Source organism: Methylobacterium sp. J-068 (assembly GCF_022829445.1).
In the GTDB taxonomy this organism is placed as follows: Bacteria; Pseudomonadota; Alphaproteobacteria; order Rhizobiales; family Beijerinckiaceae; genus Methylobacterium.
In genome coordinates, this window is record NZ_JAKSXY010000077.1 from 1 (window position 1) to 23028 (window position 23028).

The 23028-nt window shown below is 72.4% G+C and carries 23 protein-coding genes and 1 pseudogene; 15 read left to right on the forward strand and 9 right to left on the reverse strand.

The annotated features are described in order from the left end of the window. Positions 1 to 131: CoA-transferase (locus MKK54_RS11620; RefSeq protein ID WP_279597093.1), on the reverse strand; the 131-nt coding region annotated here is incomplete at its 3' end. Positions 132 to 497: 366 nt separating this feature from the next. Between MKK54_RS11620 and MKK54_RS11625 the strand changes: the two genes are divergently transcribed. Next, positions 498 to 2375, forward strand: coding sequence for an AsmA family protein (locus tag MKK54_RS11625; protein WP_244010989.1), 1878 nt, complete (start codon positions 498 to 500; stop codon positions 2373 to 2375). A gap of 52 nt (positions 2376 to 2427) precedes the next feature. Here MKK54_RS11625 and MKK54_RS11630 read toward each other — a convergent pair whose 3' ends face one another. Genes MKK54_RS11630 through MKK54_RS11645 form a run of 4 tightly spaced genes read right to left on the reverse strand, consistent with a single transcriptional unit; the run spans position 2428 to position 5854 of the window. Next, a complete protein-coding gene (locus MKK54_RS11630) occupies positions 2428 to 3201 on the reverse strand; it encodes an ABC transporter permease (RefSeq protein WP_244010990.1) in 774 nt (257 codons plus the stop codon). After that, positions 3198 to 4085 (reverse strand): ABC transporter permease subunit, encoded by an 888-nt coding sequence (locus tag MKK54_RS11635; protein WP_244010992.1) that lies wholly within the window; start codon positions 4083 to 4085, stop codon positions 3198 to 3200. Before MKK54_RS11635 ends, MKK54_RS11630 begins: the two co-directional genes overlap by 4 nt. A 4-nt stretch (positions 4086 to 4089) precedes the next feature. After that, positions 4090 to 5169: an ABC transporter ATP-binding protein gene (locus tag MKK54_RS11640; protein WP_244010995.1), complete on the reverse strand. Its 1080-nt coding sequence runs from the start codon at positions 5167 to 5169 to the stop codon at positions 4090 to 4092. After that, positions 5162 to 5854, reverse strand: a complete 693-nt coding sequence (locus MKK54_RS11645; RefSeq protein ID WP_244010996.1) for a Crp/Fnr family transcriptional regulator — start codon at positions 5852 to 5854, stop codon at positions 5162 to 5164. Before MKK54_RS11645 ends, MKK54_RS11640 begins: the two co-directional genes overlap by 8 nt. A gap of 193 nt (positions 5855 to 6047) precedes the next feature. On the opposite strand from MKK54_RS11645, the gene MKK54_RS11650 reads away from it, so the two are divergent. After that, entirely contained in the window at positions 6048 to 7922 is a 1875-nt protein-coding gene (locus MKK54_RS11650) for an ABC-F family ATP-binding cassette domain-containing protein (RefSeq protein ID WP_244010998.1), read from the forward strand. Positions 7923 to 7933: 11 nt separating this feature from the next. Here MKK54_RS11650 and MKK54_RS11655 read toward each other — a convergent pair whose 3' ends face one another. Further along, positions 7934 to 8368: a hypothetical protein gene (locus MKK54_RS11655; RefSeq protein WP_244010999.1), complete on the reverse strand. Its 435-nt coding sequence runs from the start codon at positions 8366 to 8368 to the stop codon at positions 7934 to 7936. A gap of 243 nt (positions 8369 to 8611) precedes the next feature. Between MKK54_RS11655 and MKK54_RS11660 the strand changes: the two genes are divergently transcribed. The 5 genes from MKK54_RS11660 to MKK54_RS11680 all read left to right on the forward strand — a co-directional run bounded on the left by MKK54_RS11660 (position 8612) and on the right by MKK54_RS11680 (position 13711). Further along, positions 8612 to 9598 carry an alpha/beta fold hydrolase gene (locus tag MKK54_RS11660; RefSeq protein WP_244011002.1) on the forward strand — a complete coding sequence of 329 codons (987 nt, stop codon included), beginning with the start codon at positions 8612 to 8614 and terminating at the stop codon, positions 9596 to 9598. A gap of 70 nt (positions 9599 to 9668) precedes the next feature. Further along, the gene (locus tag MKK54_RS11665; protein WP_244011004.1) at positions 9669 to 10103 is read left to right on the forward strand and encodes a GlcG/HbpS family heme-binding protein; all 435 of its coding nucleotides are present in this window, start codon (positions 9669 to 9671) and stop codon (positions 10101 to 10103) included. Between the two features lie 7 nt (positions 10104 to 10110). Then, a complete protein-coding gene (locus tag MKK54_RS11670; protein WP_244011006.1) occupies positions 10111 to 11712 on the forward strand; it encodes a peptide ABC transporter substrate-binding protein in 1602 nt (533 codons plus the stop codon). Then, positions 11709 to 12632, forward strand: coding sequence for an ABC transporter permease (locus tag MKK54_RS11675; RefSeq protein WP_244011008.1), 924 nt, complete (start codon positions 11709 to 11711; stop codon positions 12630 to 12632). The genes MKK54_RS11670 and MKK54_RS11675 overlap by 4 nt, the downstream gene beginning before the upstream one ends. 38 nt (positions 12633 to 12670) lie before the next feature. Continuing rightward, a complete protein-coding gene (locus tag MKK54_RS11680; RefSeq protein WP_244011026.1) occupies positions 12671 to 13711 on the forward strand; it encodes an ABC transporter permease in 1041 nt (346 codons plus the stop codon). Positions 13712 to 13714: 3 nt separating this feature from the next. On the opposite strand, the gene MKK54_RS11685 is transcribed toward MKK54_RS11680, so the two are convergent. Further along, entirely contained in the window at positions 13715 to 13993 is a 279-nt protein-coding gene (locus MKK54_RS11685) for a hypothetical protein (RefSeq protein ID WP_244011010.1), read from the reverse strand. Between the two features lie 132 nt (positions 13994 to 14125). Between MKK54_RS11685 and MKK54_RS11690 the strand changes: the two genes are divergently transcribed. Then, entirely contained in the window at positions 14126 to 15613 is a 1488-nt protein-coding gene (locus MKK54_RS11690) for an MFS transporter (protein WP_409564167.1), read from the forward strand. 98 nt (positions 15614 to 15711) lie between these two features. Then, positions 15712 to 16029, forward strand: a complete 318-nt coding sequence (locus tag MKK54_RS11695; protein WP_244011012.1) for a hypothetical protein — start codon at positions 15712 to 15714, stop codon at positions 16027 to 16029. Between the two features lie 45 nt (positions 16030 to 16074). Here MKK54_RS11695 and MKK54_RS11700 read toward each other — a convergent pair whose 3' ends face one another. Next, complete coding sequence (locus MKK54_RS11700) at positions 16075 to 16563, reverse strand: nucleoside deaminase (protein ID WP_244011014.1); 489 nt, start codon at positions 16561 to 16563, stop codon at positions 16075 to 16077. Positions 16564 to 16725: 162 nt separating this feature from the next. Between MKK54_RS11700 and MKK54_RS11705 the strand changes: the two genes are divergently transcribed. The 4 genes from MKK54_RS11705 to MKK54_RS11720 all read left to right on the forward strand — a co-directional run bounded on the left by MKK54_RS11705 (position 16726) and on the right by MKK54_RS11720 (position 21551). Beyond that, positions 16726 to 16929 carry a CsbD family protein gene (locus MKK54_RS11705; RefSeq protein WP_244011016.1) on the forward strand — a complete coding sequence of 68 codons (204 nt, stop codon included), beginning with the start codon at positions 16726 to 16728 and terminating at the stop codon, positions 16927 to 16929. A gap of 875 nt (positions 16930 to 17804) precedes the next feature. Then, a complete protein-coding gene (locus MKK54_RS11710; RefSeq protein ID WP_244011030.1) occupies positions 17805 to 19805 on the forward strand; it encodes a pseudouridine synthase in 2001 nt (666 codons plus the stop codon). Beyond that, positions 19802 to 20359: a 16S rRNA (guanine(966)-N(2))-methyltransferase RsmD gene (gene rsmD / locus MKK54_RS11715; protein WP_244011018.1), complete on the forward strand. Its 558-nt coding sequence runs from the start codon at positions 19802 to 19804 to the stop codon at positions 20357 to 20359. Before MKK54_RS11710 ends, rsmD begins: the two co-directional genes overlap by 4 nt. 118 nt (positions 20360 to 20477) lie before the next feature. Next, positions 20478 to 21551 (forward strand): spore photoproduct lyase family protein, encoded by a 1074-nt coding sequence (locus MKK54_RS11720; protein WP_244011032.1) that lies wholly within the window; start codon positions 20478 to 20480, stop codon positions 21549 to 21551. Positions 21552 to 21555: 4 nt separating this feature from the next. Here the strand turns inward: MKK54_RS11720 and MKK54_RS11725 are convergent, their stop codons facing one another. Next, the gene (locus tag MKK54_RS11725) at positions 21556 to 21963 is read right to left on the reverse strand and encodes a winged helix-turn-helix transcriptional regulator (RefSeq protein WP_244011020.1); all 408 of its coding nucleotides are present in this window, start codon (positions 21961 to 21963) and stop codon (positions 21556 to 21558) included. A gap of 76 nt (positions 21964 to 22039) precedes the next feature. On the opposite strand from MKK54_RS11725, the gene MKK54_RS11730 reads away from it, so the two are divergent. After that, positions 22040 to 22669, forward strand: a complete 630-nt coding sequence (locus MKK54_RS11730) for an FMN-dependent NADH-azoreductase (RefSeq protein ID WP_244011022.1) — start codon at positions 22040 to 22042, stop codon at positions 22667 to 22669. 173 nt (positions 22670 to 22842) lie between these two features. Then, positions 22843 to 23028 (forward strand): annotated as a pseudogene (locus MKK54_RS11735) (hypothetical protein); the annotation flags it as partial.

Below are 23028 nucleotides of genomic sequence, written 5' to 3' on the forward strand. Positions count from 1 at the left end.
CCCGAATCCCGCACCGCGTCGATCAGCGCATCCGGGATGCCGCACAGGCCGAAGCCCCCGCACATGATCGTCATGCCGTCCTTCAGCACGCCGGCCAAAGCCGACGTCGCGTCGGAATGTACTTTCTTCATGCCGTCCTCCTGGAGCGTCGTTGTTCCCTGGGCGCGACCGTCACGCGAAAGCCGCGCTCTGCCAAGTCCTTGTGGCGGTGCAGCGGTTACATTTCGCAGCGCGCGGAACGGCGACCGGCGGGATCCTGCCGGATCGATCGCGGGCTGTCTGTGCGCCGGATCGGAGCCCTCGAACAAGCCGGAGCGGCGATCTGTGCCGTGGACGGCGCGGGCGGTCCCCCGGAGCTCGGGGAGACAAGGCCGGTCTCACGGGGTATCAGGGACGGGATCGCCGGTTCATCCGTGCGCCGCGGAGGCCGTGGCGCGCATCGTCTCCGTCGACGATCGCGCGGTCCGTCGCGCGGTTGGGCCGCCGGATGGAGTGGAATGCCGCTGCACCGCCTCATACCCCTCGCCAGCCTCGGCGCGCTCACGGCGGGCCTCGCCTGTGCCTGCCTGCCCTGGTCGGTCACCGCCCCGGGCCTGACGCGCTTCGTCGCGCGGGAACTCGCGCGATCCTACGGGGTGACGATGCTGACCGAGGGCCCGACCGAGGTCGCGCTCCTGCCCCTGCCGCGCCTCGCCTTCGGCCGCGTGCGCCTCAGCGCCGGCGGCGGCGACGGACCCGTCCTGGCCGAGGGCGGAACCCTCTCGCTCCAGCTCAACCTGCTGCCCCTGTTCACCGGGCGCATCGACGTGAACACCCTGGGCCTGGACGGCGCGACGATCCGCCTGCCCACCGGGTCCGGTGACAGCCGCTGGGCCGAGCCGGTCCGCCTGCTCGAGGCGCGCCTCGGCGCGGACGCGGCCGCCCATCCCCGCCGGGTCAGCCTGTCGCGGGCCACCGCCACGGGCAGCGACCCGCGCGACGGGACTCCGCAGACGGCCCGCGACATCGACCTGTCGCTGTCCTGGCCGCTCTGGAGCGCGCAGTCCGATCTCAGCGGAAGCTTCCGGTGGAACGCCGCGCCGGCGCGCTTCGCGGTCTCGGGGCTGCGCCTCGCGGACCTCCTCGGCGGAGGCGCCAGCCCGTTCGCGCTCAGCGCGGCGTGGCCGGCGGGCAGCCTCGCGGCCGAAGGCAACGGCCTCGTCCGGGACGGCGGCCTGAAGCTGACCGGACGCGGGACCTTCGAGACCCGCTCCCTGCCGGAGACCATGGCCTGGGCGGGGGGCGCGGTGGCGCTCGCCCCCTTCGTCGAGGCCTTCGGCCTCGACGGCAGCTTCGACATGGACGGGCGCCTCCTCCTCCTGCCCAACGTGCGGGTGTCCTTCGGCGCGAACGAGCTCGAAGGGGCCGGGGCGGTCGCCTTCGACCGGACCCGGCCGGCGATCCAGGCGACCCTCGCGGCCGAGACCCTGAACCTCGCGCCCCTCCTCGCGGAGGCGCTGCGGATGCTCGGCCTCGACGCGTCCGGCGAGGCCGCTCCGGGGCGCGGCGTCGCGCTGGCCCCGCTCACCGGGGGGGACCTCGACCTGCGGCTCTCCGCCGGGGCGGCGCGCATCGGGCCGGTCGTCACCGAGGACATCGCCGCCAGCGTCCTCGTGCGCGACGGAAGCATCGAGGCCGCCCTGAACCGCGCGACCCTCGCCACCGGCACGCTCAAGGGCCGCCTCGCCCTCAACGCCTCGGCCGCCGATCCCGCCGTGACCGAGATGAAGGCGCAGGGCGCCTTCGAGCGCCTGGATCTCACGCCCCTGCTCGACGCCCTGCGCCAGGAGCCCTGGGCTCTCGGGCAGGTCCAGGGCCAGTTCCTGGCGGAGGGATCGGGCGCCACGGCCGGGCGCCTGCTGAACCACCTGAACGGGCATGCCGTCCTCGGCGTCGACGGCGGAACCCTCGTGGGGCTCGACCTCGCGGACGTGGCCCAGCGCCACCGGGTCCCCGTCCGCCGCGCCGGGCGCACCCCCTTCGAGCGCGCCACCCTGACCCTGCGCTTCGTCGACGGCATCGGTCAGATCACCGAGGGCGTGCTCGAGGGGCCGGGCTTGTCCGCCTCCCTGCGCGGCACGGTGATGTTGCCGGATTGGCGCTGCGAGGCGCTGGCGGAGGTCGCCGCGCGGAGCGCGACGGCCGGGGAAGGCCGTTCCCGGCCGGCCCAGTTCCTGATCGGCGGGCCCTTGGGCGATCTCACGGCGCGGGTGGTGACGAGAGAGCCCGATCCGGCCCTGCGCGGCGGCTCGAACCTGGCACCGAACGCCCTGCGGATGCCGGCGAGCGGCGGCGATCCCCGGCTTCCGGCCGCCGCCCGCGCCTACGCGCAATGAGGCGCCCAGGCGGGGGCATACCAGATCCGCTGTGATCGGTCGGAGACGGTTGTCAGGCCGAAGCGCGGCGCCCGCTCAGCCACGAGGCCGTCAGCACGAGGGCGGTGACCGCGCCGACGAGCAGCGTCGAGGCCGCGTTGATCTCCGGGTTCACGCCCAGCCGCACCTGGCTGTAGAGCCGCATCGGCAGCGTGGTCGAACCCGGCCCGGAGACGAAGCTCGCGATCACGAGATCGTCGAGGGACAGGGTGAAGGCGAGGAGGAACCCCGCCGCGACCGAGGGCGCGATCAGCGGCAGGGTGATGGTGGCGAAGACCCGCGCGGCCCCCGCGCCGAGATCGGACGCGGCCTCCTCCAGCGCGCGGTCGAGCCCGCGCAGGCGGGCACCGACGATGACGGCCACGAAGCCGAGGCCCAGGGTCGCGTGCGCGATGACGATCGTGAGGATGCCGCGGTCGAGCCCGACCCCGACGAAGAGCAGCAGCAGGGACAGGCCGGTGATCACCTCCGGCATCACCAGGGGCACGCTGACGAGGCCCGTGAAGGCGCCCCGCCCGGCGAAGCGGCCGCCGCGATCGAGGGCGAGCGCCGCCAGCGTGCCGAGGATCGTCGCCAGGGTCGCGGCGCAGAGCGCGACGAGGAGCGAGACGCGGGCGGCCTCGATCAGGGGCGCGTCGGCGAACAGCACGCCGTACCAGCGCGTGGAGAACCCGCCCCAGACCGTGACCAGCGCCGAGGCGTTGAAGGAATAGACCGCCAGCACCAGGATCGGCGCGTAGAGGAAGCCGAGCCCGAGGATCAGGGCCACGCGGTCGAGCGCCCTCATCGCGGCGCCTCCGCCCGGCGCTGTTGCGCCTCGCGGAAGACCATCAGCGGGCCGACGATCAGGACGAGCACGAGGATCGCCACGGATGCGGCGAGCGGCCAGTCGCGATTCGAGAAGAACTCGCTCCACAGCACGCGCCCGAGCATCAGCGTGTCCGACCCGCCCAGCAGGTCGGGGATGATGAACTCGCCGACCATCGGCACGAAGCACAGCAGCGCCCCGGCCGTGAGGCCCGGCCGCGCCAGGGGCAGCGTCACGGTCCAGAACGTCCGCACCGGGCCGGCGCCGAGGTCGGCCGCCGCCTCGGTGAGGCGCGGATCGAGCTTGGCGAGCACGGCGTAGAGCGGCAGCACCATGAAGGGCAGGTAGGCGTAGGTGAGCCCGATCAGCACCGCCCCTTGCGTGTTCAGGATGTCCAGGGGCTGGGCGCTGAGCCCGAGCGTCATCGCGGCGGCGCTGAGCAGGCCCTCGGGCTTGAGGATCGCGATCCAGGCGTAGATGCGGATGAGGAAGCTCGTCCAGAACGGCACGATGACCAGCGCCACCAGGAGGGGCTGCGCCCGCGGCGAGGCGCGCGCCATGGCGAGGGCGACGGGTGTGCCGATGAGTGCCAGGATCGCGGTGGCGATGGCGGCGAGCGTCAGGGAGGACAGGGCGGCGTCGCGGTAGAGCGCGTCGTTCGCCAGCGTGTCGAAATTCGCGAAGTCGAGGGCTTCGAGGAAGGTGCCCCAGCCCTCGATGCCGGCGCTCCAGTCCAACACCGGCAGGTAGGGCGGCTGCGCGGTGGCGGGCGCCGACAGGCTGATCTTCAGGGTGATGACGACCGGCAGCAGGACGAAGGCGCCGAGCCAGAGATACGGCAGGACGGGAAGGAGACGCCGCATCGTCTCACGCCTCCGCCGGCATCAGCCAGGCCGCCTCGGGGCGATAGGCGAGGTGGACGCGCGCGCCGGTTGCCGGCACGTCGGCCCCGGCCGTGGCGGTGACGCGCCAGAGGGTGCCGTCGCCGAGGCGAACCTGAATCCGGATGCGGTCGCCGAGATAGGCCGTCTCGACCACCTCGCCGGCGAGCGCCGCGTCGGCCCCCGTCCGGCTCAGGTCCAGGCGTTCGGGGCGCAGCGCGATCACCCCCCTGCCCTCGGCATGGCCCGCCGCCCGCATGGGGCCGCAGGCCGTCTCGACGGTCGTGATCCCGTCGCCGTCGCGCCCGAGCACCCGCCCCTCGATCAGGTTCACGTCGCCGAGGAGCCCGGCCACGAAGCGGCTCGCGGGGCGCTCGTAGAGGCTCGCCGCGTCGCCGATCTGTACGAGACGGCCGCGATCCATCACGCCGATCCGGTCGGCGAGCGCCATGGCCTCCGCCGGATCGTGGGTGACGACGACGAAGCTCGTGCCGAGGCGCTTCTGCAATCCGCGCAACTCGCCCTGCGTGTCCTCGCGCAAGGCGCGGTCGAGGGCGCCCAGCGGCTCGTCGAGGAGCAGCACCCGGGGCGCGCGCGCCAGTGCCCGGGCGAGCGCCACCCGTTGGCGCTGGCCGCCCGAGAGCGTGTCCGGCCGGCGCTCGGCGAACCCGTCGAGGCGCACGAGGCGCAGGAGTTCGGCGACGCGGTCGGCGCGCGCGGCCCGGCCCAGGCCGTTCAGGCCGTAGGCGACGTTGGCGGCCACGCTCATGTGCGGAAACAGCGCGTAGGACTGGAACATCATGTTCACCGCCCGCCGGTGCGGCGGGGCGCGTGTGATGTCGCGTCCGTCGAGGTGGACGGTGCCGGAGGTCGGGGCCTCGAATCCGGCGACGAGGCGCAGAAGCGTGCTCTTGCCGCAGCCAGAGGGGCCGAGCAGGCACAGGAATTCCCCGGCCGCCAGGGTGAGGTCGAGATCCGCCACCGCCTCGTGCGGGCCGAACCGCTTCCCGAGGCCGGCACAATGCAGCAAACCGGGTGACGTCACCGGTCGCGCGGCCTCAGCCATCCTCGCGCAGCGCTTCCGCCACGCGGGCCTCGAGCAGGTCGGGCCGGCGGATCACCAGGGCGCCGCGCGTGCGGTCGATCAGCCCGTCGGCCGCCATCACGGTGAATTCGCGGGTGACCTGCTCGCGGCGGCAGCCGATGCGGGCGGCCAGCACGTGGTGGTAGGGCGGCGGCGTCACCACCCGCTCGCCGTCGCCGCCGGCACGCGGCACCGAGAGGCGCAGCAACTCGGCGTAGAGCCGGTGACGCAGGTCGAGGAGCGCGTGCTCCATGAGGCGGGTGTTCAGCTCGCGCACCCGCTTGGCGAGCAGCCGGAACAGCCGGTCGGCGATGGCCTCCGACGCGAAGATGATCTGCCGGAACACGGGGGCGGGCACGACGCAGACCTCGCCGCGCGTCAGCGCCGTGACATTGGCCGAGCGGCCGATGCCGTCGAGCGCTGCGAGTTCGCCGAAGAAGGCGCCGCCGCGCATCTCGCCGAGGATCACCTCCTTGCCGGATTGCGAGCGGTTCAGGATGCGGACCTCGCCGGAAGCGAGGAAGTACACGTCGGTGGAGACGTCGTCGTAATCGACGAGCACCTCGTTCTCGTCGAATCGGCGCCAGTGGCAGCGCGTCTCGTAGACGGACAGCTCGATTCCCGGCTCCTTGAAGAACGGGATGGTCGCCAGCCGTCCTGTGGTCACGCGTCCTGCCTCCGGTGTCGATGGAAACTGATCGATACGCCGCACAATCCCTGGGTCAAGCCGCGCGATGCCTTCCGGCGCCGATAGGCGTGGATGCGATGTCTCCGCCCGGTTTCATCGGCCGATCGACTTCGGCCCATCAAGGTGGGCCAATCACCTTGCCACTGGCGCCCCTTGCCCGCAAAAGCCCGGCATGCTCCGCGTCAACGACCTCACCTACCGCATCGGCGAGCGCCTCATCCTCGACGGCGCCACCTTCGTCATTCCGGACCGTGCCCGCGTCGGGCTCGTCGGCCGCAACGGCGCCGGCAAGACCACGCTGTTCCGGGCGATCCTCGGGGAGCTGCCCACGGAGGGCGGAACGGTGTCGATGCCCAAGGGCATGCGCATCGGCGCGGTGGCGCAGGAGGCGCCGGCCGGTCCCGAGACGCTGCATTCCGTGGTGCTGGCCGCCGATACCGAGCGCGCCCGCCTGATGGCGGAGGCGGAGCAGGCCGACGGCCTGCGCCGGGCCGAGATCGAGACGCGGCTCGTCGACATCGAGGCGCATTCGGCGCCCGCCCGCGCCGCCGCGATCCTGCACGGCCTCGGCTTCGACGCGGAGGCGCAAGGGCGCCCCTGCTCCGACTTCTCCGGTGGGTGGCGCATGCGCGTGGCGCTGGCCGCCGTGCTGTTCTCCGAGCCGGACCTGCTGCTCCTCGACGAGCCGACCAACTACCTCGACATCGAAGGCACGATCTGGCTCTACGACTACCTCGAGCGCTACCCGCGCACGGCCGTGATCATCTCCCATGACCGCGACCTGCTCGACGAGTGCGTCGACCACATCCTGCACCTCGACCGGGGCAAGCTCAGCATCTACCGGGGCGGCTACACCTCCTTCGCCCGTCAGGTGGCCGAGAAGCGCGTGCTCCAGGCGAAGGCCAAGGCCAAGCAGGACGCCGAGCGCGCGCATCTCCAGAGCTTCGTCGACCGCTTCAAGGCCAAGGCCACGAAGGCGCGTCAGGCCCAGTCGCGGGTCAAGCGGCTGGCCAAGATGGAGATAATCGGCTCGGTGATCGAGGACGACGTGCCGGCCTTCCGCCTGCCGAGCCCGGAGCGTCCGCTCTCGCCGCCCATCGTCGCCATGGAGCGGGTGCAGGCGGGCTACCCCGACCGAATCGTCCTATCGGGCCTCAACCTGAGTCTCGCCCCCGACGACCGGGTGGCGCTGCTCGGCGCCAACGGCAACGGCAAGTCGACCTTCTGCAAGCTCATCGGCGGGCGCCTGCCGCCCCTGAGCGGCGAGATGCGGCGCTCAGGCAAGATGGAGGTCGCCTACTTCGCCCAGCACCAGCTCGACGAGCTGCGCCCGGCCGAGAGCGCCTACGCCCACGTCCGCGACCTGATGCCGGACGTGCCGGAATCGAAGGCCCGCGCGGCGGCCGCGCGCCTCGGCTTCTCCGGCACGAAGTCCGAGACGCCGGTCTCGCAGCTCTCGGGCGGCGAGAAGGCGCGCCTGCTCATGGGGCTCGCGGCCTTCCGAGGGCCGCACCTCCTCATCCTCGACGAGCCCACCAATCACCTCGACATCGAGAGCCGGCAGGCCCTGGTGGAGGCGATCAACGATTACGAGGGCGCCGTCATCCTGGTGAGCCACGACCGCTTCCTGGTCGAGGCCTGCGCCGACCGGCTCTGGCTGGTCTCGAACGGCAGCGTGAAGGCCTTCGACGGCGACATGGACGATTACCGCCGCTTCGTCCTCGCCGGCCCCGAGCGCGAGGCCGAGAAGGGCGCTCCCGAGTCGACCGGCGGCACCAAGGCGGTGGAGCGCCGCTCGAACGCCGACCGGCGCGTCGCGCTCGCGCCCCTGCGCAAGAAGCTGGAGGGCATCGAGGCGCGCATGAAGAAGCTCACCGACGCCATGGCCAAGATCGACGCGGCGCTCGCCGACGGCACGGCCTTCCAGGCCAACCCGGCCAAGGCCGGCGAACTCGCCAGGATGCGATCGGACGCCGCCGCCGCGCTGGAGGCGGCCGAGGAGGAGTGGCTGGACCTCAGCGGCGAGATCGAGGGCGCGGCGAACTGAACGCGCCGCGTCTACTCCCCAGGGGTGCCCGGCAGGGCTCTGCGCCCGAGGGACACCGCGCTGTACCCCGCCCAGAGAAAGCCCGCGACGGCCAGGAGCGCTCCTACGATTCCGCCGACCAGCCAGAAGCCCGCGAGGCCGAGGATGACGCCGGCGGCGGCACCCATGAACGGCGCGGCGACGTCCACAAGGCGGTCGACCTTCTCGCGAAGGGCGTGGAACTTCGTGGCGGTCGACGCGACGAGATCGGAATTCCTGATCTTGTCCAAAAGATCACTGATCGTCGGAAGATCGCTGTTCTCGATGGCCGAGTGAAGCTTCAGGTAGGTTCCCCGCATCGCCGCCCCGATGTGTCGGGCAGCCTTCGCGAAGGCGAGCGAGATTGCGTGAATGGCGTCACGGGCCTGCTGGGCGAGCGTTTCGCGATCGGCGACGGCTTCGGCCAAGATTTACTCCCCTCGGATGGATTTCCTAAAAAATGAACTTCCCGAAAATTTGAGCATTTCAGGCGCGATCCGACAAGATACCAGCGCTCCCGTCGCACCGGGAGCCTCGACGTCACGGCGGGCTGCGGGGTTCGGCGCCTACCCCTCGCGAGCATCCCTTGAGGCAAGCGTCGGGCAACATTCCCCGGTCCGCGACGTTTCCGGCACGGCGCCATGCCGAAGAGACGATCCAGGGGACGATCCATGCCCAGTTCTCGCCGCCGCCCTCGGCTCGGTCCGCTGCTCGCGTCGGTCTCCCTCGGCACCGCCGCCGCCTGGCTCGCCTACAGCCATCTCGGCCTCCACCGCCATCGGCGCCTGCCGCCCGCCCTCCCCGGCCGGCAGGAGCGCCTCGCGAGCACGGCCGGCGACCTCGCCTTCTATGCCTCGGATGCGGCCGAGGGCGTTCCGCTCCTGTTGATCCACTCCGTGAACGCGGCGGCCAACGCCTACGAGGTCCGCCCGCTCTATCGGCACTATGCCGGGTCCCGTCCGGTCTATGCCCTCGACCTGCCGGGCTTCGGGTTCTCCGAGCGCCGCGACCGCGTCTACACGCCGGGCCTGATGACGGCGGCGATCCACGCCCTGGCGGCCGAGATTCGGCGCCGTCACGGCGGCGCGCGCATCGACGCGATGGCGCTCTCGCTCTCGGCCGAGTTCCTGGCGCGGGCCGCCCTGGAGCGGCCCGACGATTATCGCAGCCTCGGCCTCGTCAGCCCCACCGGCTTCGACCGGCGCTACGAGCGGGACGACCCGCGCGGCAGCGACGCGGCCCGCGCGGCCGTGGCCTTCCCGCTCTGGGGCCGCCCCCTGTTCGATCTCCTCGTCAGCCGCCCGAGCATGCGCTTCTTTCTGGAGAAGACCTGGGGTTCGACGGCGATCGACGAGGGCCTGCTCGCGTACGATCAGCTTTCCGCTCACCAGCCCGGCGCCGAGCACGCGCCGTTCTCGTTCCTGGCGGGCCACCTCTTCGCCACCGCCACGGGCCGGATCTATCCCCGCCTCGCCCTGCCGGTCTGGATGGTCCACGGCACACGCGGCGACTTCGTCGATTACTGCCACGCGGAACGGTTCCGCGACGCGCCCAACTGGACGATCGACGTGATGGAGACCGGCGCCTTCCCGCATTTCGAGCGCCTGTCCGAGGTGACGGCGCGCTACGACGCCTTCCTGGCGCGCGTTCCCGCCTGAACCCCTGGCCGCTCGCGCGGCGCCGGGTTAGTCGGGGGGCACGCCCGCTCGCGAAAACCCCGGAGCCCCGATGTCCCACCTCTCCCTCGCCGCTGCGCAAATCATCGTCGCCACCGCCCTCGAGACCGCGCGGGCGCACGCGCTGAAACCGCTGGCGGTGGTCGTCTACGATGCGCGCGGCGCCCTGAAGGCGGTGGCCGCCGAGGACGGCGCGTCCCTGCGCCGGACCGAGGTCGCGATGGGCAAGGCCAATGGCTGCCTCGCCCTCGGGCTCGGCGGCCGCGCGATCCACAAGCGGGCCGAGGAACAGGCCTATTTCGTCGCCGCCGTGAGCCATCTCGTCGGCCCGGCCGCCCTGGTGCCGGTGCCGGGCGGCGTGCTCATCCGCGACGGCGCGGCGGTGATCGGCGCGGTCGGCATCTCGGGCGACACCTCCGACAACGACGAACTCTGCGCGCTCGCCGGCATCGCGGCGGCCGGCTTTGCCGCGCAGACCGGCGCCTGAGCCGGGGATGCGCCCGCACCGGCGCCAGTGCCTGGTCGGCGGTGCGGCCCTGCTCGCGGCGGGCCTCGGCCGTCAGGCCCGGGCCGCCCCGGCCGACCTCTACCGGCGCGGCAACGACGCGGACCCCGAGACCCTCGACCCGCACAAATCCTCCACGGTGGCCGAGGCGCACATCCTGCGCGACCTCTACGAGGGGCTGCTGACCTACGACAATCACGGCGCCATGATCCCGGGCGCCGCCACCGACTGGACGATCTCCGAGGACGGGCTGACCTATACGTTCCGCCTCCGGGAGGACGGCCGCTGGTCGAACGGCGACCCGGTTCTCGCCGCCGACTTCGTCTTCGCCCTCCGGCGCATCCTCGCCCCCGCCACGGCGGCGAAATACGCCGAGGTGCTGTTCCCCCTCGGGAACGCCCGCGCGGTGAATCAGGGCTCGGCGCCGGTCGAAGCCCTCGGCGTCGCGGCCCCGGAGGCCCGCCGCCTCGTTCTGACCCTGGAGCAGCCGACCCCCTACATGCTCGAACTGCTGACGCACCAGACCGCACTGCCGGTGCATCCGCCTTCGCTCGCGCGGTTCGGCGACGCCTTCGCGCGGCCCGGCAACAGCGTCACCAACGGCCCCTACCGCTTGGCGGATGTGGTGCCGAACGACCGCATCACCCTGGAGCGCAACCCGCATTTCCACGCTGCCGGCACGGTGACGATCTCCCGCGTCGCCTTCCTGCCGACACCGGATCTGTCGAGCGCGGTCCGGCGCTACGCGGCCGGCGAGATCGATTCCCTGGCCGACCTGCCGGGCGACCAGATCGCCTCCCTCGAGGCGCGCTTCGGCGCGCAAGTCGTGCTCGGCCCTGCGCTCGGCCTCTACGCGCTGGCGGTGAACACCCGCAAGGCGCCCTTCGACGACGTCCGTGTGCGCCGCGCCCTCTCGCTGGTGATCGACCGCGAGTTCCTGGCCCAGAGGCTCTGGGGCGAGACCATGACGCCCGCCTATTCCCTCTGCCCGCCCGGCCTCGACCGTTACCGGACCCCGCCGGAACTCGCCGGGCGCGAGGCCCTGCCGATCGACCGCGAGGACGAGGCCCGCGCGCTCCTGGCCGCCGCCGGGTTCGGGCCGGGAAAGGGGCTGCTGCGCCTCGAATATCGCTTCAACGCCAGCGACAACAACCGCAACACCGCCGTGGCGCTGGCCGACATGTGGCGCGGCGTCGGCATCGAGACCCGCTTCGTCTACACCGATGCCAAGACCCACTTCGCCTACCTGCGCGACGGCGGCGACTTCGACGTGGCCCGCATGTCCTGGATCGCCGATTACTCGGACCCTCAGAACTTCCTGTTCCTGCTGGAGAGCGGCAATGACGGGCTCAACCCCGGCCGCTACGCCAACCCGGCCTTCGACGGCCTGATGCGGCGGGCCGCGGCCGAGCGCGACGTCGCCGGGCGGGCCGACCTGCTGTTCGCGGCCGAGACCCTCATCCTCACAGACCTGCCCTGGATTCCGGTGATGCACACCCGCTCCAAGGCGCTGATCGCGCCGCGGCTGACGGGCTACCACCCCAACCTGCGCAACGCCGCCCCGACCCGCTTCCTGAGGCTGGGCGCGTGATCGGCTTCGTCCTGCGCCGCCTCCTCCAGGCGATCCCGACCCTGTTCGTCGTGGTGACCCTGAGCTTCTTCCTGATCCGGCTGGCGCCCGGCGGTCCCTTCGACCTGGAGCGTCCCCTGCCGCCGGCCGCTATGGCCAACCTCGCGCGGGTCTACGGGCTCGATCAGCCCCTCGTGGTCCAGTACGGGCGCTACCTCGCCGCGCTGCTGACCGGCGATTTCGGCCCGTCCTTCTCCTTCCGCGACCTCACCGTCGCCGAATTGTTCGCGCGCGGCCTGCCCGTTTCCATCACCCTGGGCGCCCTGGCCCTGGGGCTGGCCCTCGTTCTCGGCATCGGCCTCGGCGCGCTCGCGGCCTTCCGGCGCGGCGGCGCGATCGACCGGCTCGTCGGATTGACGGCCGGCCTGACGCTCGCGGTGCCGACCTTCGTGGTGGCGCCGCTGCTGCAGATCGTCTTCGGCCTGAGCCTGCGCTGGCTGCCCGTGGGAAGCTGGGAGGGCGGCGCGCCGGCCCATCTCGTGCTCCCCGTCGTCACCCTGGCCCTGCCCCAGGTCGGGGCGCTGGCCCGCCTCACCCGCGCCTCCCTCGCCGAAGTGCTGGCCGCGCAACCCGTCCGCACCCAGCGGGCCATGGGCCTGCCGCCGCACCGCATCGCCCGGCACGCCCTGCGCGGCGCCCTGCTGCCCGTGGTGGCGATCCTCGGCCCCACCGCCGCCTCGCTCCTCACGGGCTCGGTGCTGGTGGAGACCATCTTCGGCCTGCCCGGCATCGGCCGCTACTTCATCGACGGTGCGCTCAACCGCGACTACACCCTCGTCATGGGCACGGTGGTTCTCGTCGCCCTGTTCGTGATCGTCCTCAACATCGTCGCCGACCTCCTCTCCGGGCTGATCGATCCGCGCCTGCGGATTTCCCGGTGAGGCGCGCCTGGGGGCGTCTGGCCCGCAACCGGCCCGCGATGGCGGCGCTCGCGACGCTTCTGGCCGTCGCCCTCGCCTGCCTCGTCGGCCCGGCGCTCACCGGCCACGATCCGGCGCGGATCTACCCCGACCTCGTGCGCACCGCCCCGTCCTTCCGCCCGCATCCCCGGCCGGATTCCATCGCGCCGGCGGTGGAGCGCCTCGCCTTCCGCATGCGGGTGGCGCCCGAGGCGATCCGGGTCGAGGGCGACACCCTGCACCTCGTCCTCTCCGCCCCGCGGCCGATCGACGAGCGGGTCTTGAGCTACCTGCCGCGCTCCGACCTGTTCGGCCCCGCCACCATCGTGGCGCGCGAGGCGCAGGGGCGCCGCCTCACGGTCGAGGCGCCCCTGCGCCGCCTGTCCTTCCCCCTCGGCACCGACGTGCTCGGGCGCGACCTCCTCAGCCGAAGCCTGGTGGCCGGGCGGGTCTCGCTCCTCATCGGCCTCGTCGCCACCGGCGTGGCGATGGGGATCGGCGTCCTCTACGGCGCGGTGGCGGGCTATCGCGGCGGGCGCGTCGATGCCGCGATGATGCGGCTGGTGGACGTGCTCTACGCCCTGCCCTTCGTCTTCTTCGTGATCATGCTGCTGGTGTTCTTCCGGGCCGGGATCGGGCTGATCCTGGTCGCCATCGGCGCGGTGGAGTGGCTCGACATGGCCCGCATCGTCCGGGCGCAGACGCTGTCCCTGCGCCACCGCGACTTCGTCCGCGCGGCCGAGGCGCTGGGCCTGTCCACGGTCGCGATCCTGCGGCGGCACATCCTGCCCAATACGCTGGGCCCCGTCACCGTGGCGGCGACCCTGCTGGTGCCGCGGGTGATCCTGCTGGAGAGCTTCCTCTCCTTCCTCGGCCTCGGCGTGCAGGAGCCGGCGACGAGCTGGGGCGCGCTCATCGCCGAGGGCTCGCGCGCCCTCGAATCCGCCCCCTGGATGCTCGCCGCGCCGGCGGGCTTCCTGGTGGCGACGCTGGTGGCCCTGAACGTTCTCGGCGACGGCCTCGCCGATGCCCTCGACCCGCGCCTGTCCGAGGCGCGCTGAGGCTCAGCGCGGGCCGATGAGACCCGGATAGACCACCCGGACCATGCGCCGCTCCTCCGGCATCGCGGCGGCCGGTGGTCTCGTCTCGGCCGGCCCGATCGCGCTCGTCATCGTGACGTCGCTCGGCCGCAGGCTCCAGACGTCCCGGCCCGGTTCGCGCGGCGCCGGATGTCCCTCCCCGGCGGGCACCGCCCGCACGCCCGCCAGGACCGCGAGGGCGATCACGGCCGAGCCTCCCATGATCGTGGCGAGGGTGAACAGGGAAGCGGTCAGGCGTGACATCGGGGCGGCGTCCGGCACAAGGACCCGTAATCGAGCGCAGATCGCTTAACCGTTGCATGAAGCTTGGCGGAACCGCCGGGCCTCCGGCTCGATTGCCAACAACTGTCATGCGGCACGGTTAACGAGGATTCGATGGCAACCAGGGCCGTGACTGATCGGGGTGGCGTCGGGGCGGGTGCGCCGGAGCGGGTGCCGATGGGCACCGTGATCGACACCGACATCTCGGCCCGGCTCGACCGCCTGCCCTGGGGGCGCTTCCACGTCCTCGTCATCGTGGCGCTCGGCATCACCTGGGTGCTCGACGGCCTCGAGGTCACCCTCGCGGGCTCCCTGGTGGGGGCTCTGCGGGCCGAGCCCATGAGCTTCACCGAGTTCGATATCGGGCTGGCGGCGAGTTCCTACCTCGTGGGCGCCGTCACGGGCGCCTTGGTGTTCGGCTGGCTCACCGACCGCATCGGCCGCAAGAAGCTCTTCTTCATCACCCTGGCGCTCTACCTCGCCGCCACGGCCGCCACCGGCCTTTCGTGGAACATCTACAGCTTCTGCCTCTTCCGCTTCCTCACCGGCGCGGGCATCGGCGGCGAGTACACCGCCATCAACTCGACGATCCAGGAACTCGTGCCCGCCCGCGTGCGCGGCTGGACCGACCTCGTCATCAACGGCTCGTTCTGGATCGGGGCCGCCATGGGCTCGTTCCTCTCCATCGTGGTCTTGCGCCCCGGCATGATCGACCCGGCCTGGGGCTGGCGCATCGCCTTCTTCGTCGGCGGCGGCATCGGCCTCGTGATCCTGCTCCTGCGGACCTGGATTCCCGAGAGCCCGCGCTGGCTCGCGACCCACGGCTACGTGGCGGAGGCCGACCGCGTCGTCACCGGCATCGAGAAGCGCTTCACCGACGAGGGCCACACCCTGCCGCCCATCGACGAGGGCAAGCGCATGAAGCTGCGGACGCGCAGCCACACGCCGCTGAAGGAGGTGTTCGGCACCATGCTGGTCGGCTACCGCAAGCAGACCCTGGTGGGTCTGGCCCTCATGGTGGCGCAGGCGTTCTTCTACAACGCCCTGTTCTTCACCTACGCCCTGGTGCTGCAGCGCTTCTACGACGTGCCGGGCGACCATGTCGGCTGGTACCTCCTGCCCTTCGCGCTCGGCTCGTTCCTCGGCCCACTGCTGCTCGGACGCCTGTTCGACACGATCGGACGCCGGCCGATGATCGCCTTCACCTACGGCATCTCGGCGGTCCTGCTCACCGTCACCGGCTACCTGTTCAAGATCGACGTGTTCGGCCCCGTGGGCCAGACGGCGGCCTGGATGGTGGTGTTCTTCTTCGCGTCGGCCGCGGCGAGCGCGGCCTACCTCACCGTGGCCGAGACCTTCCCCCTGGAGATCCGGGCGCTCGCCATCGCGGTGTTCTACGCGCTCGGCACCGGCATCGGCGGCGTTTCCGGCCCGCTCCTGTTCGGCGCCCTGGTGGAGACCGGCTCCCGCGACAACGTCCTGATCGGCTACCTCACCGGCGCGGCGCTGATGGCGGTGGCGGCCATCGTCGGCGGCCTGTTCGGGACGGCGGCGGAGGGCCGGTCGCTGGAGGACGTGTCGAAGCCCCTGGCGGCCGCCTGAAGCGACCCTGCGATTGGCGCCGGCAACGCTTGAAACCAGCGCCGGCCGCGCGTGTTGGACAAGGACCCGATCCCTCACGCCCATCGTGGAACGACAGCATGCGGATCCTTCCCACCACGCTCGCCACCACGCTCGCGCTGGTCCTGGCCGGCCCATCGCTCGCCCTGGCGCAGGGCAATGCGCCGGCCGAGATCAGGCAGCCCGGCCCGGCGCGCATGACCCAACCGTCCGTCACCGGCGATCCGGTGGTCAAGCCCGGCGGTCTCGACAATGGCGGTCCGGGCTCGATCGGCACGATCGCGCCCGGCGCCACGGGCGCCTCCAGCATCTCGAACAATTCCGGCGCGTCGGGCAACGCCGAGCAGAACCAGAAGCCGATCGGCAACACGGGCGGCGGTGGCGGCGGCGGAAGCTGAGCCTCAGGGCTCGCGCGGCGCTTCCTAAGGCACGCGCCGGTCTTCCTAGGGCTCGCGCCGGTCTTGGAAAAACGCCCGGAGCAGGCCGGCGGCCTCCGCCGCGCGAAAGCCGCCATAGACCTCCGGGCTGTGGTGGCAGGTCGGCTGATTGAACACCCGCGCGCCGTGCTCCACCGCCCCGCCCTTCGGGTCCGAGGCGGCGAAGTACAGGCGCCGGATGCGCGCGAACGAGATGGCGCCCGCGCACATCGGGCAGGGCTCCAGGGTGACGTAGAGGTCGCAGCCGCTCAGGCGCTCGTCGTCGAGGGCGAGGCAGGCCGCCCGGATCGCCAGGATCTCCGCATGCGCCGTCGGATCGCGCAGGGCGCGCGGGCGATTGTGCGCGACGGCGATGACGGCACCATCCTTCACCACGACGGCGCCCACCGGCACCTCCCCCGCCGCCGCCGCCGCGCGGGCGGCCGCGAAGGCGAGGCTCAAGGGGTCGGTCGCCTCCGGGATCGGGGGCCGTTCGGGAGAGGGCTGCGCGAACATTCCGGCATTCCTAGCCCGCCCGTCACCGCGCGAAAACCGGCGGCGGTTTCGTATCCGGATGTTACGGGCCGGAACATCGCCGTGACGTGGCCGTTGGAAAGGTCGACACGGCTTGGCCATCACGAAGGCCCGGTCGCCAGCATTCAAGACGAGGAGCGCACGATGAGCAGCACCACGGACAAGATCAAGGGTCTGGCCAACGAGGCCGTCGGCAACGTCAAGCAGGGCATCGGCAATGTCACCGACAACGACAAGCTGAAGGCCGAGGGCAAGGCGCAGGAACTGAAGGGCGATGCCCAGAAGACCGTCGGCGACGCCAAGGACGGCGTCAAGAGCGCCGCCGATACGGTGAAGAGCAAGCTCTGAGCGCGACGGATCGAAAGATCCTCGGTAAGTGACGGAAAAGGCGGCGCGAGCCGCCTTTTCGCGTTTCCGAAGGTCCCGGTGTCGGCCCCGTTGCGGAGGCGGGACTCGACAGCGGCGCGACCCACCTTCGGATTTCGGACCGGACGTGAGCGACGGTCATTCGGGCTCTCGGCTTCAGTGCATGGGATTCCCGCCTGGCTCGCCTGATCGCTCGCGTATGCCGGCTGACCGACATCGTCTTTCCAGCATCCGAGCAAAGACCCGGCCAATCTCCGGCACGCGATCGATCCTCGGTCACGGGATCACTCGCAACAACGCGTCCGCTCTGTTATGGGGCTCGCATGACCGACAAGACTGACGATACGATGGGCGGGTCCGAGGACGCGCCTGCCAAGAAATCCCGTTCGAAGACCAAAGCGCCTTCGAAGAGTACCGCATCCGGACCGGACACCGGCGCCGCCGAGGCCCCACCCTCGGAGGCCGAGCCCGTTCAGACCGAGTCGGCCAAAGAAAAGCCGGCCAAGGCCAAGCGGGCGAAGGCCGAGTCTTCCGAGGTCAAGCCGACGAAGGCCAAGGCCAAGGCCAAGGCTTCCGAAGCAGGCGCTCCCGAAGTGAGTGCCGCCGATGCCAAGCCTGTGGACGCCAAGTCTGCCGAGACCAAGCCTGCCGACGTCGCGCCCGCCGAGGCCGTGGAGGCGAAGCCGTCCGAAGCCAAATCGTCCAAAGCCAAATCGTCCGACGCGAAGTCGTCCAAGGCGAAGGTGACCAAACCGGAGGCGTCGGAGCCGACCCCGGCCGAGGCGTGGGCACCCGCGACCGATGCCGGTGTGCCGGGTGATTCGGCCGAGGAGAAGCCGAAGGTCCGTCGCGCCGTGATGCCCGACCGTGGCGGCGATGCGCCCCTGCGGCGCAAGCCCGCCGTCGCGAAGGTGGCGCCCGCGCGGGTGGCGGACGAGGCCGAGACCGACGCGGGAACGCCGGAGGGCGACCGCATCGCCAAGGCGATCGCGCGCGCCGGCATCGCCTCGCGCCGCGACGCCGAGGTGATGATCGAGCAGGGCCGCGTGACCTTGAACGGCAAGGTGCTGACCTCGCCGGCCATCAACGTGACGCCCGAGGACGCGATCACGATCGACGGCGAGCCGCTGCCGGCCCGCGAGCGCACTCGCCTGTGGATCTACCACAAGCCGCGCGGCCTCGTGACCACGGCGCGCGATCCGGAAGGCCGCCAGACGGTGTTCGAGGCCCTGCCCGAGGACCTACCGCGCGTCGTCGCCATCGGGCGCCTCGACATCAACACCGAGGGGCTCCTGCTCCTCACGAACGATGGCGGCCTCGCCAAGGTGATCGCGCACCCGGATACCGGGTGGCTGCGCCGCTATCGCGTGCGCGCCCACGGCGACACCACCCAGGCCGAACTCGACAAGCTGCGCCGGGGCGTGACCATCGACGGCATGGATTACGGCCCGGTCGAGGCGACCCTGGACCGGTCGTCCGGCGACAACCTCTGGCTGACGCTCGGCCTGCGCGAGGGCAAGAACCGCGAGGTCAAGCGCATCCTCGAGCATCTGGGTCTGGCCGTGAACCGGCTGATCCGGCTCTCCTTCGGGCCGTTCCAGCTCGGCGACCTCGAGGCCGGCCTGGCGGAGGAAATCCGTACCAAGGTGCTGAAGGAGCAGCTCGGCCCCGTCCTCGCCGAGCAGGCCGGCGTCGATTTCGAGAGCCCGACGCGCGAGCCGATCGCGCCTTTCGGCTCGCCCAAGCAGCAGGCCAAGCAGCCCGCGCGCAGCGCCTCGGCGGCGCAGCAGCGCCGCGAGCCGCGTGACTACGACGACGGGGCCGCGCGCTTCGGCGAACGGGGGCCGTCCCGGGGCGGCGACCGCCCGATGGCGCCGGCCAAGCCCGCCCGCGTGCCCACCGGCGGCACCGGCGCCGGGCCGCGCCGCTCAGTCTGGCGCGCCGAGGATGAGGCACGCCCCGAGGACGGGCCGCGCCGTGTGAAGATCCCGCGGCGTGGCGCCGACCCGAAGGCCGAGCGCGAGGTCGCCGCCGCCCGTGGCCGCGAGCGCGTCGGCGCGATCAGCACCGGAGAGCGCCGGGTCCTCGTCGAGCGCCTCAAGTCCAGCCCGCAGGAGCCTGCCTCGGAGCCGCACCGCCGCGACAGCGCGGCCCGGCGGCGCGACGATGCGAGCGCGCCTCGCGGGGCGCGTCCGTTCCGTCCCGAATCCGGCCGTTCCGAATCCGGCCGTTCGGAAGCGCCGGCGCGGACCGTCCGGCAGGCGGATGATCGTCCCGCGCGGCGCGGCGCCGAGGAGAGCCGTCCCGCCCGTGGCTTTAGCGCCGAGGGCCGCCCGCCCCGGCGCGACAACGACCGCCCGCCCCGGCGCGACGACGATCGGCCGCGCGGAAATGTCCGCCAGGACGGAGCCGAGCGTCGCGGGCCGCCGCCCGGCAGCGAGGACCGTCCGCGCGGTCCCTTCCGCACCAGCACCAGCCGCTATGGCGGCGACGGCGCGGCGCGCGGGGAGCGTCCGGCCTCCCGTGGGCCGGCGCCGCGCGGGGACCGTCCCGACGGCTTCCGGGGTGAGAAGCCCAGCGGCTTTCATGGCGGCGAGCGTGCCGGCGGCGAGCGCGGCGGGTTCAAGGGCGGTGCCCGTCAGGATGGCGAGCGCGGCGGCTTCAAGGGTGGCGCGGGCAAGCCGGGTGGCTTTAAGGCCGGCGGCAAGCCCGGCGGATTCAACAAGTCCGGCGGACGGCCGGGCGGCGCGGGCAAGCCGGGGGGCTTCAGCCGCGGCGGAGCCGGCGGCGGTAAACCCGGTGGCGGCCGGCCCGGCGGTGGCGGCGCGGGCCGTCCGCCGCGCGGCGGCAGCCGGTGAGGATCGTCGGCGGCGATCATCGCGGCCGCCGCCTCGCCACGCCGAAGACCGACGCGATCCGCCCGACCTCGGATCGCCTGCGCGAGGCGATCTTCAACGTCCTGGCGCACGCCTATGACGACGCGGCCGCGGGCGCCCGCGTCCTCGATCTCTTCGCGGGCACCGGCGCGCTCAGCTTCGAGGCCCTGTCGCGGGGCGCCTCCTACGCCCTCCTCGTCGACGAGGGCGCGGAGGCCCGCGCGCTGATCCGCGAGAACATCGAGAGCTTCGGTGCGGAGGGTACGACCCGCCTGTTCCGGCGCGATGCCACCCGTCTCGGCCCCGCCGGCACCAGCGGCACCTTCACCCTGGCCTTCTGCGACCCGCCCTACAACCGCGACCTCGCGCCCGCCGCCCTCGCCAGCGCGGCGGAGGGCGGCTGGCTCGCGCCCGGCGCCCTGGTGGTGGTGGAGGAGGCGGCCAGCGTCCACGTCGCCCTGCCGTCCGGCTTCAGCGAACTCGAGCGGCGGGTCTACGGCGACACGGCCCTCGCCTACGCGCGCTACCAGGCCTGATCCCGCGACCGCTGCGCGCGCCGGGGACCTCCGGAGCGTCCGGTCGCGTTCCCCCGGCATGGTCCTCGACGACAGCCCGCGCGAAACCGTCATCGCCGAACCGGCCCCATCCGAGCCGATGGCGGATGAGCGGCCGGCCCGCCTCTGGCGTCCGCGCCGCGTGCTGGTGACGCCGGCGGCCCTGGAGCACGCCCATGGCCGCGCGATGGTGGCCCGCGCCGAGGCGCTCGGCCTCACCGTGGAGCGCCTGAAAAGCAATCGCATCACGGGCCCGCGCGACGCCGATCCGCGCCAAGCCTATCGCGAGGCGAAGGCGACCCTCGCCCTCGTGGTGGCGCCCCCGACCAAGCTGAGGTTGCAGCCCATCCCGCCGAGCGCCGACTGGCGCTTCGATCTGGCCGAGGGCTGCCCCGCGCATTGCCAGTACTGCTACCTCGCCGGCTCCCTGTCGGGGCCGCCGGTGACGCGGGCCTACGCCAATCTCGACGCGATCCTTTCCAACCTCGGCGCCTATCTCGGCCAGGGCAATGTCACCTCCGCGCAGGTGGCGCGGGCGGGGGAAGGCACCACCTTCGAGGCTTCCTGCTACACCGATCCGCTCGGCATCGAGCACCTGACCGGCTCGCTCTCGGCCGCGATCCGGCATTTCGGCGCCTGGGAGGCGCCGGTGCAACTGCGCTTCACCACCAAGTTCGCGGCCGTGGCTCCGCTCCTCGGCCTCCCCCATCGGGGGCGCACCCGCGCGCGCTTCTCGGTGAACGCCCGCGCCGCCGCCCGCTACGAGGGCGGCACCGCGAGCCTCGACGCGCGCCTGGAGGCGCTCGGCGCCATGGCGCGGGCCGGCTATCCGGTCGGGCTCACCATCGCGCCGATCCTGCCCGTGCCGGATTGGGCGGATTCCTATGCCGGCCTCTTGCGGGACGCCGCGCGGGCGCTCGCCGGCGTGGCCGATCCGGACCTGACCGTCGAACTCATCACGCACCGGTTCACGCCGGGTTCGAAGGCGGTGCTCCAGGGCTGGTATCCGGGCTCCGACCTGCCGATGGATGAGGCGGAGCGCAGCCGCAAGCTCACCAAGTTCGGCTTGGTGAAATACGTCTACCCGCGCGACCTGATGCAGGCGATGCGCGCGAGCCTCGGCGCCAGCGTGGCGCGGGAGTTGCCGCAGGCGCGGGTGCTCTACTGGACCTGACGGGTCAGGGCTGCGCGCCGTCGTCGAAGCGGGATCGCGCCCGCTGGATCGCGGACAGGTTCGCGAAGGCCCAGTCGCCGAGCGCCTGGACCGGCCCCTGGAGGGAGCGCCCGAGTTCGGTGAGTTCGTAATCCACGCGCGGCGGGATCGTGGGGGTGACGGTGCGCGAGACGAGGCCGTCGCGCTCCAGGCCGCGCAGGGTGAAGGTGAGCATCCGCTGCGAGATGCCGCCCACCAGGCGCTTCAACTCGTTGAAGCGGCGCGGCCCATCCGTCAGCGTCATCACGACGAGGATGCTCCACTTGTCGCCGACCCGCGCCAGCACCGTGCCGACGACGCGGCAATCGCCGTGGCCGGTCCCGTGCTCCTGGTGCGATGCCCGCTCGGTTCCCTCCATGTGACCGGGTTCCACGAATGTGCCTCCTTGCGTGCGCCCCGCTCCGGTACTCTATAGCGCCTTGGTACACTTCTGATACCGGGGACCGAACATGAAGCTCCTGCACGTCGACGGCAGCATCCTGGGGGATCACTCCGTGAGCCGCGCCGTCTCGGCCGCGATCGTCGCCCGCCTGAAGGCGGGCGCGCCCGATCTCGACGTGACGTATCGCGACCTCGCCGCGAATCCGATCCCGCACCTCTCGGGCGCCTACCTCGCGGGCCAGCAGCCGAACGCGACGAACACCCCCGACATCCAGAACGACGTGGCCCTCGGCCGCACGGTGCTGGAGGAATTCCTCGCCGCCGACATCGTGGTGATCGGCGCGCCGCTCTACAACTTCACGGTCTCGTCCCAGCTCAAGGCCTGGATCGACCGCATCCTCGTGGCCGGCAAGACCTTCAAGTACACCGAGAGCGGCGCCGTGGGCCTCGTGCCGGACAAGCGCGTCGTCGTCGCCGTGGCGCGCGGCGGCCTGTACGGGGCGGGCTCGCCCGGCGCGTCGGCCGAGCATGCCGAGACCTACCTGCGCACCGTCCTGGCCTTCATCGGGGTCACGAATCCGGAGGTCATCGTGGCCGAGGGCATCGCCACCGGCCCGGAAGCGCGCGAGACGGCGCTGGCCAAGGCGCTGCGGGCCGCCTCCGCCCTGCCGGTCTCGCTCAGCCCGCGCGGCGCCTGAGCGAAGCCCAGATCCGCCATCCCGCAGGGATCGACCGGAACCGGTTCGATCCGGCGCGCGCCGGATCGGGCCGGAGCGCCGCGCGAGCGTGGCTGTCCGCGTATCCATCGGGCATCCCGGCGGAGGTCGACGTCGCGGGCCTGGGCACGCTGGTCGACCTGTTCGAGGATTGCATGGCCCGATCCGGCGGCCGGCCGGCGTTGCGCAGCTTCGGCGCCGAGGAGGTGGGGCAGGAACGCGGCGCAGGCGAGCGCCATCGCCAGCAGGGCATCGGCCGTCGTCATCGCCCGGCGCGGCCAGATGCCGAACCCCGCGAGCGGCGCGAGACCCAGCACCGCGAGGGCGAACCAGAGCGCGAG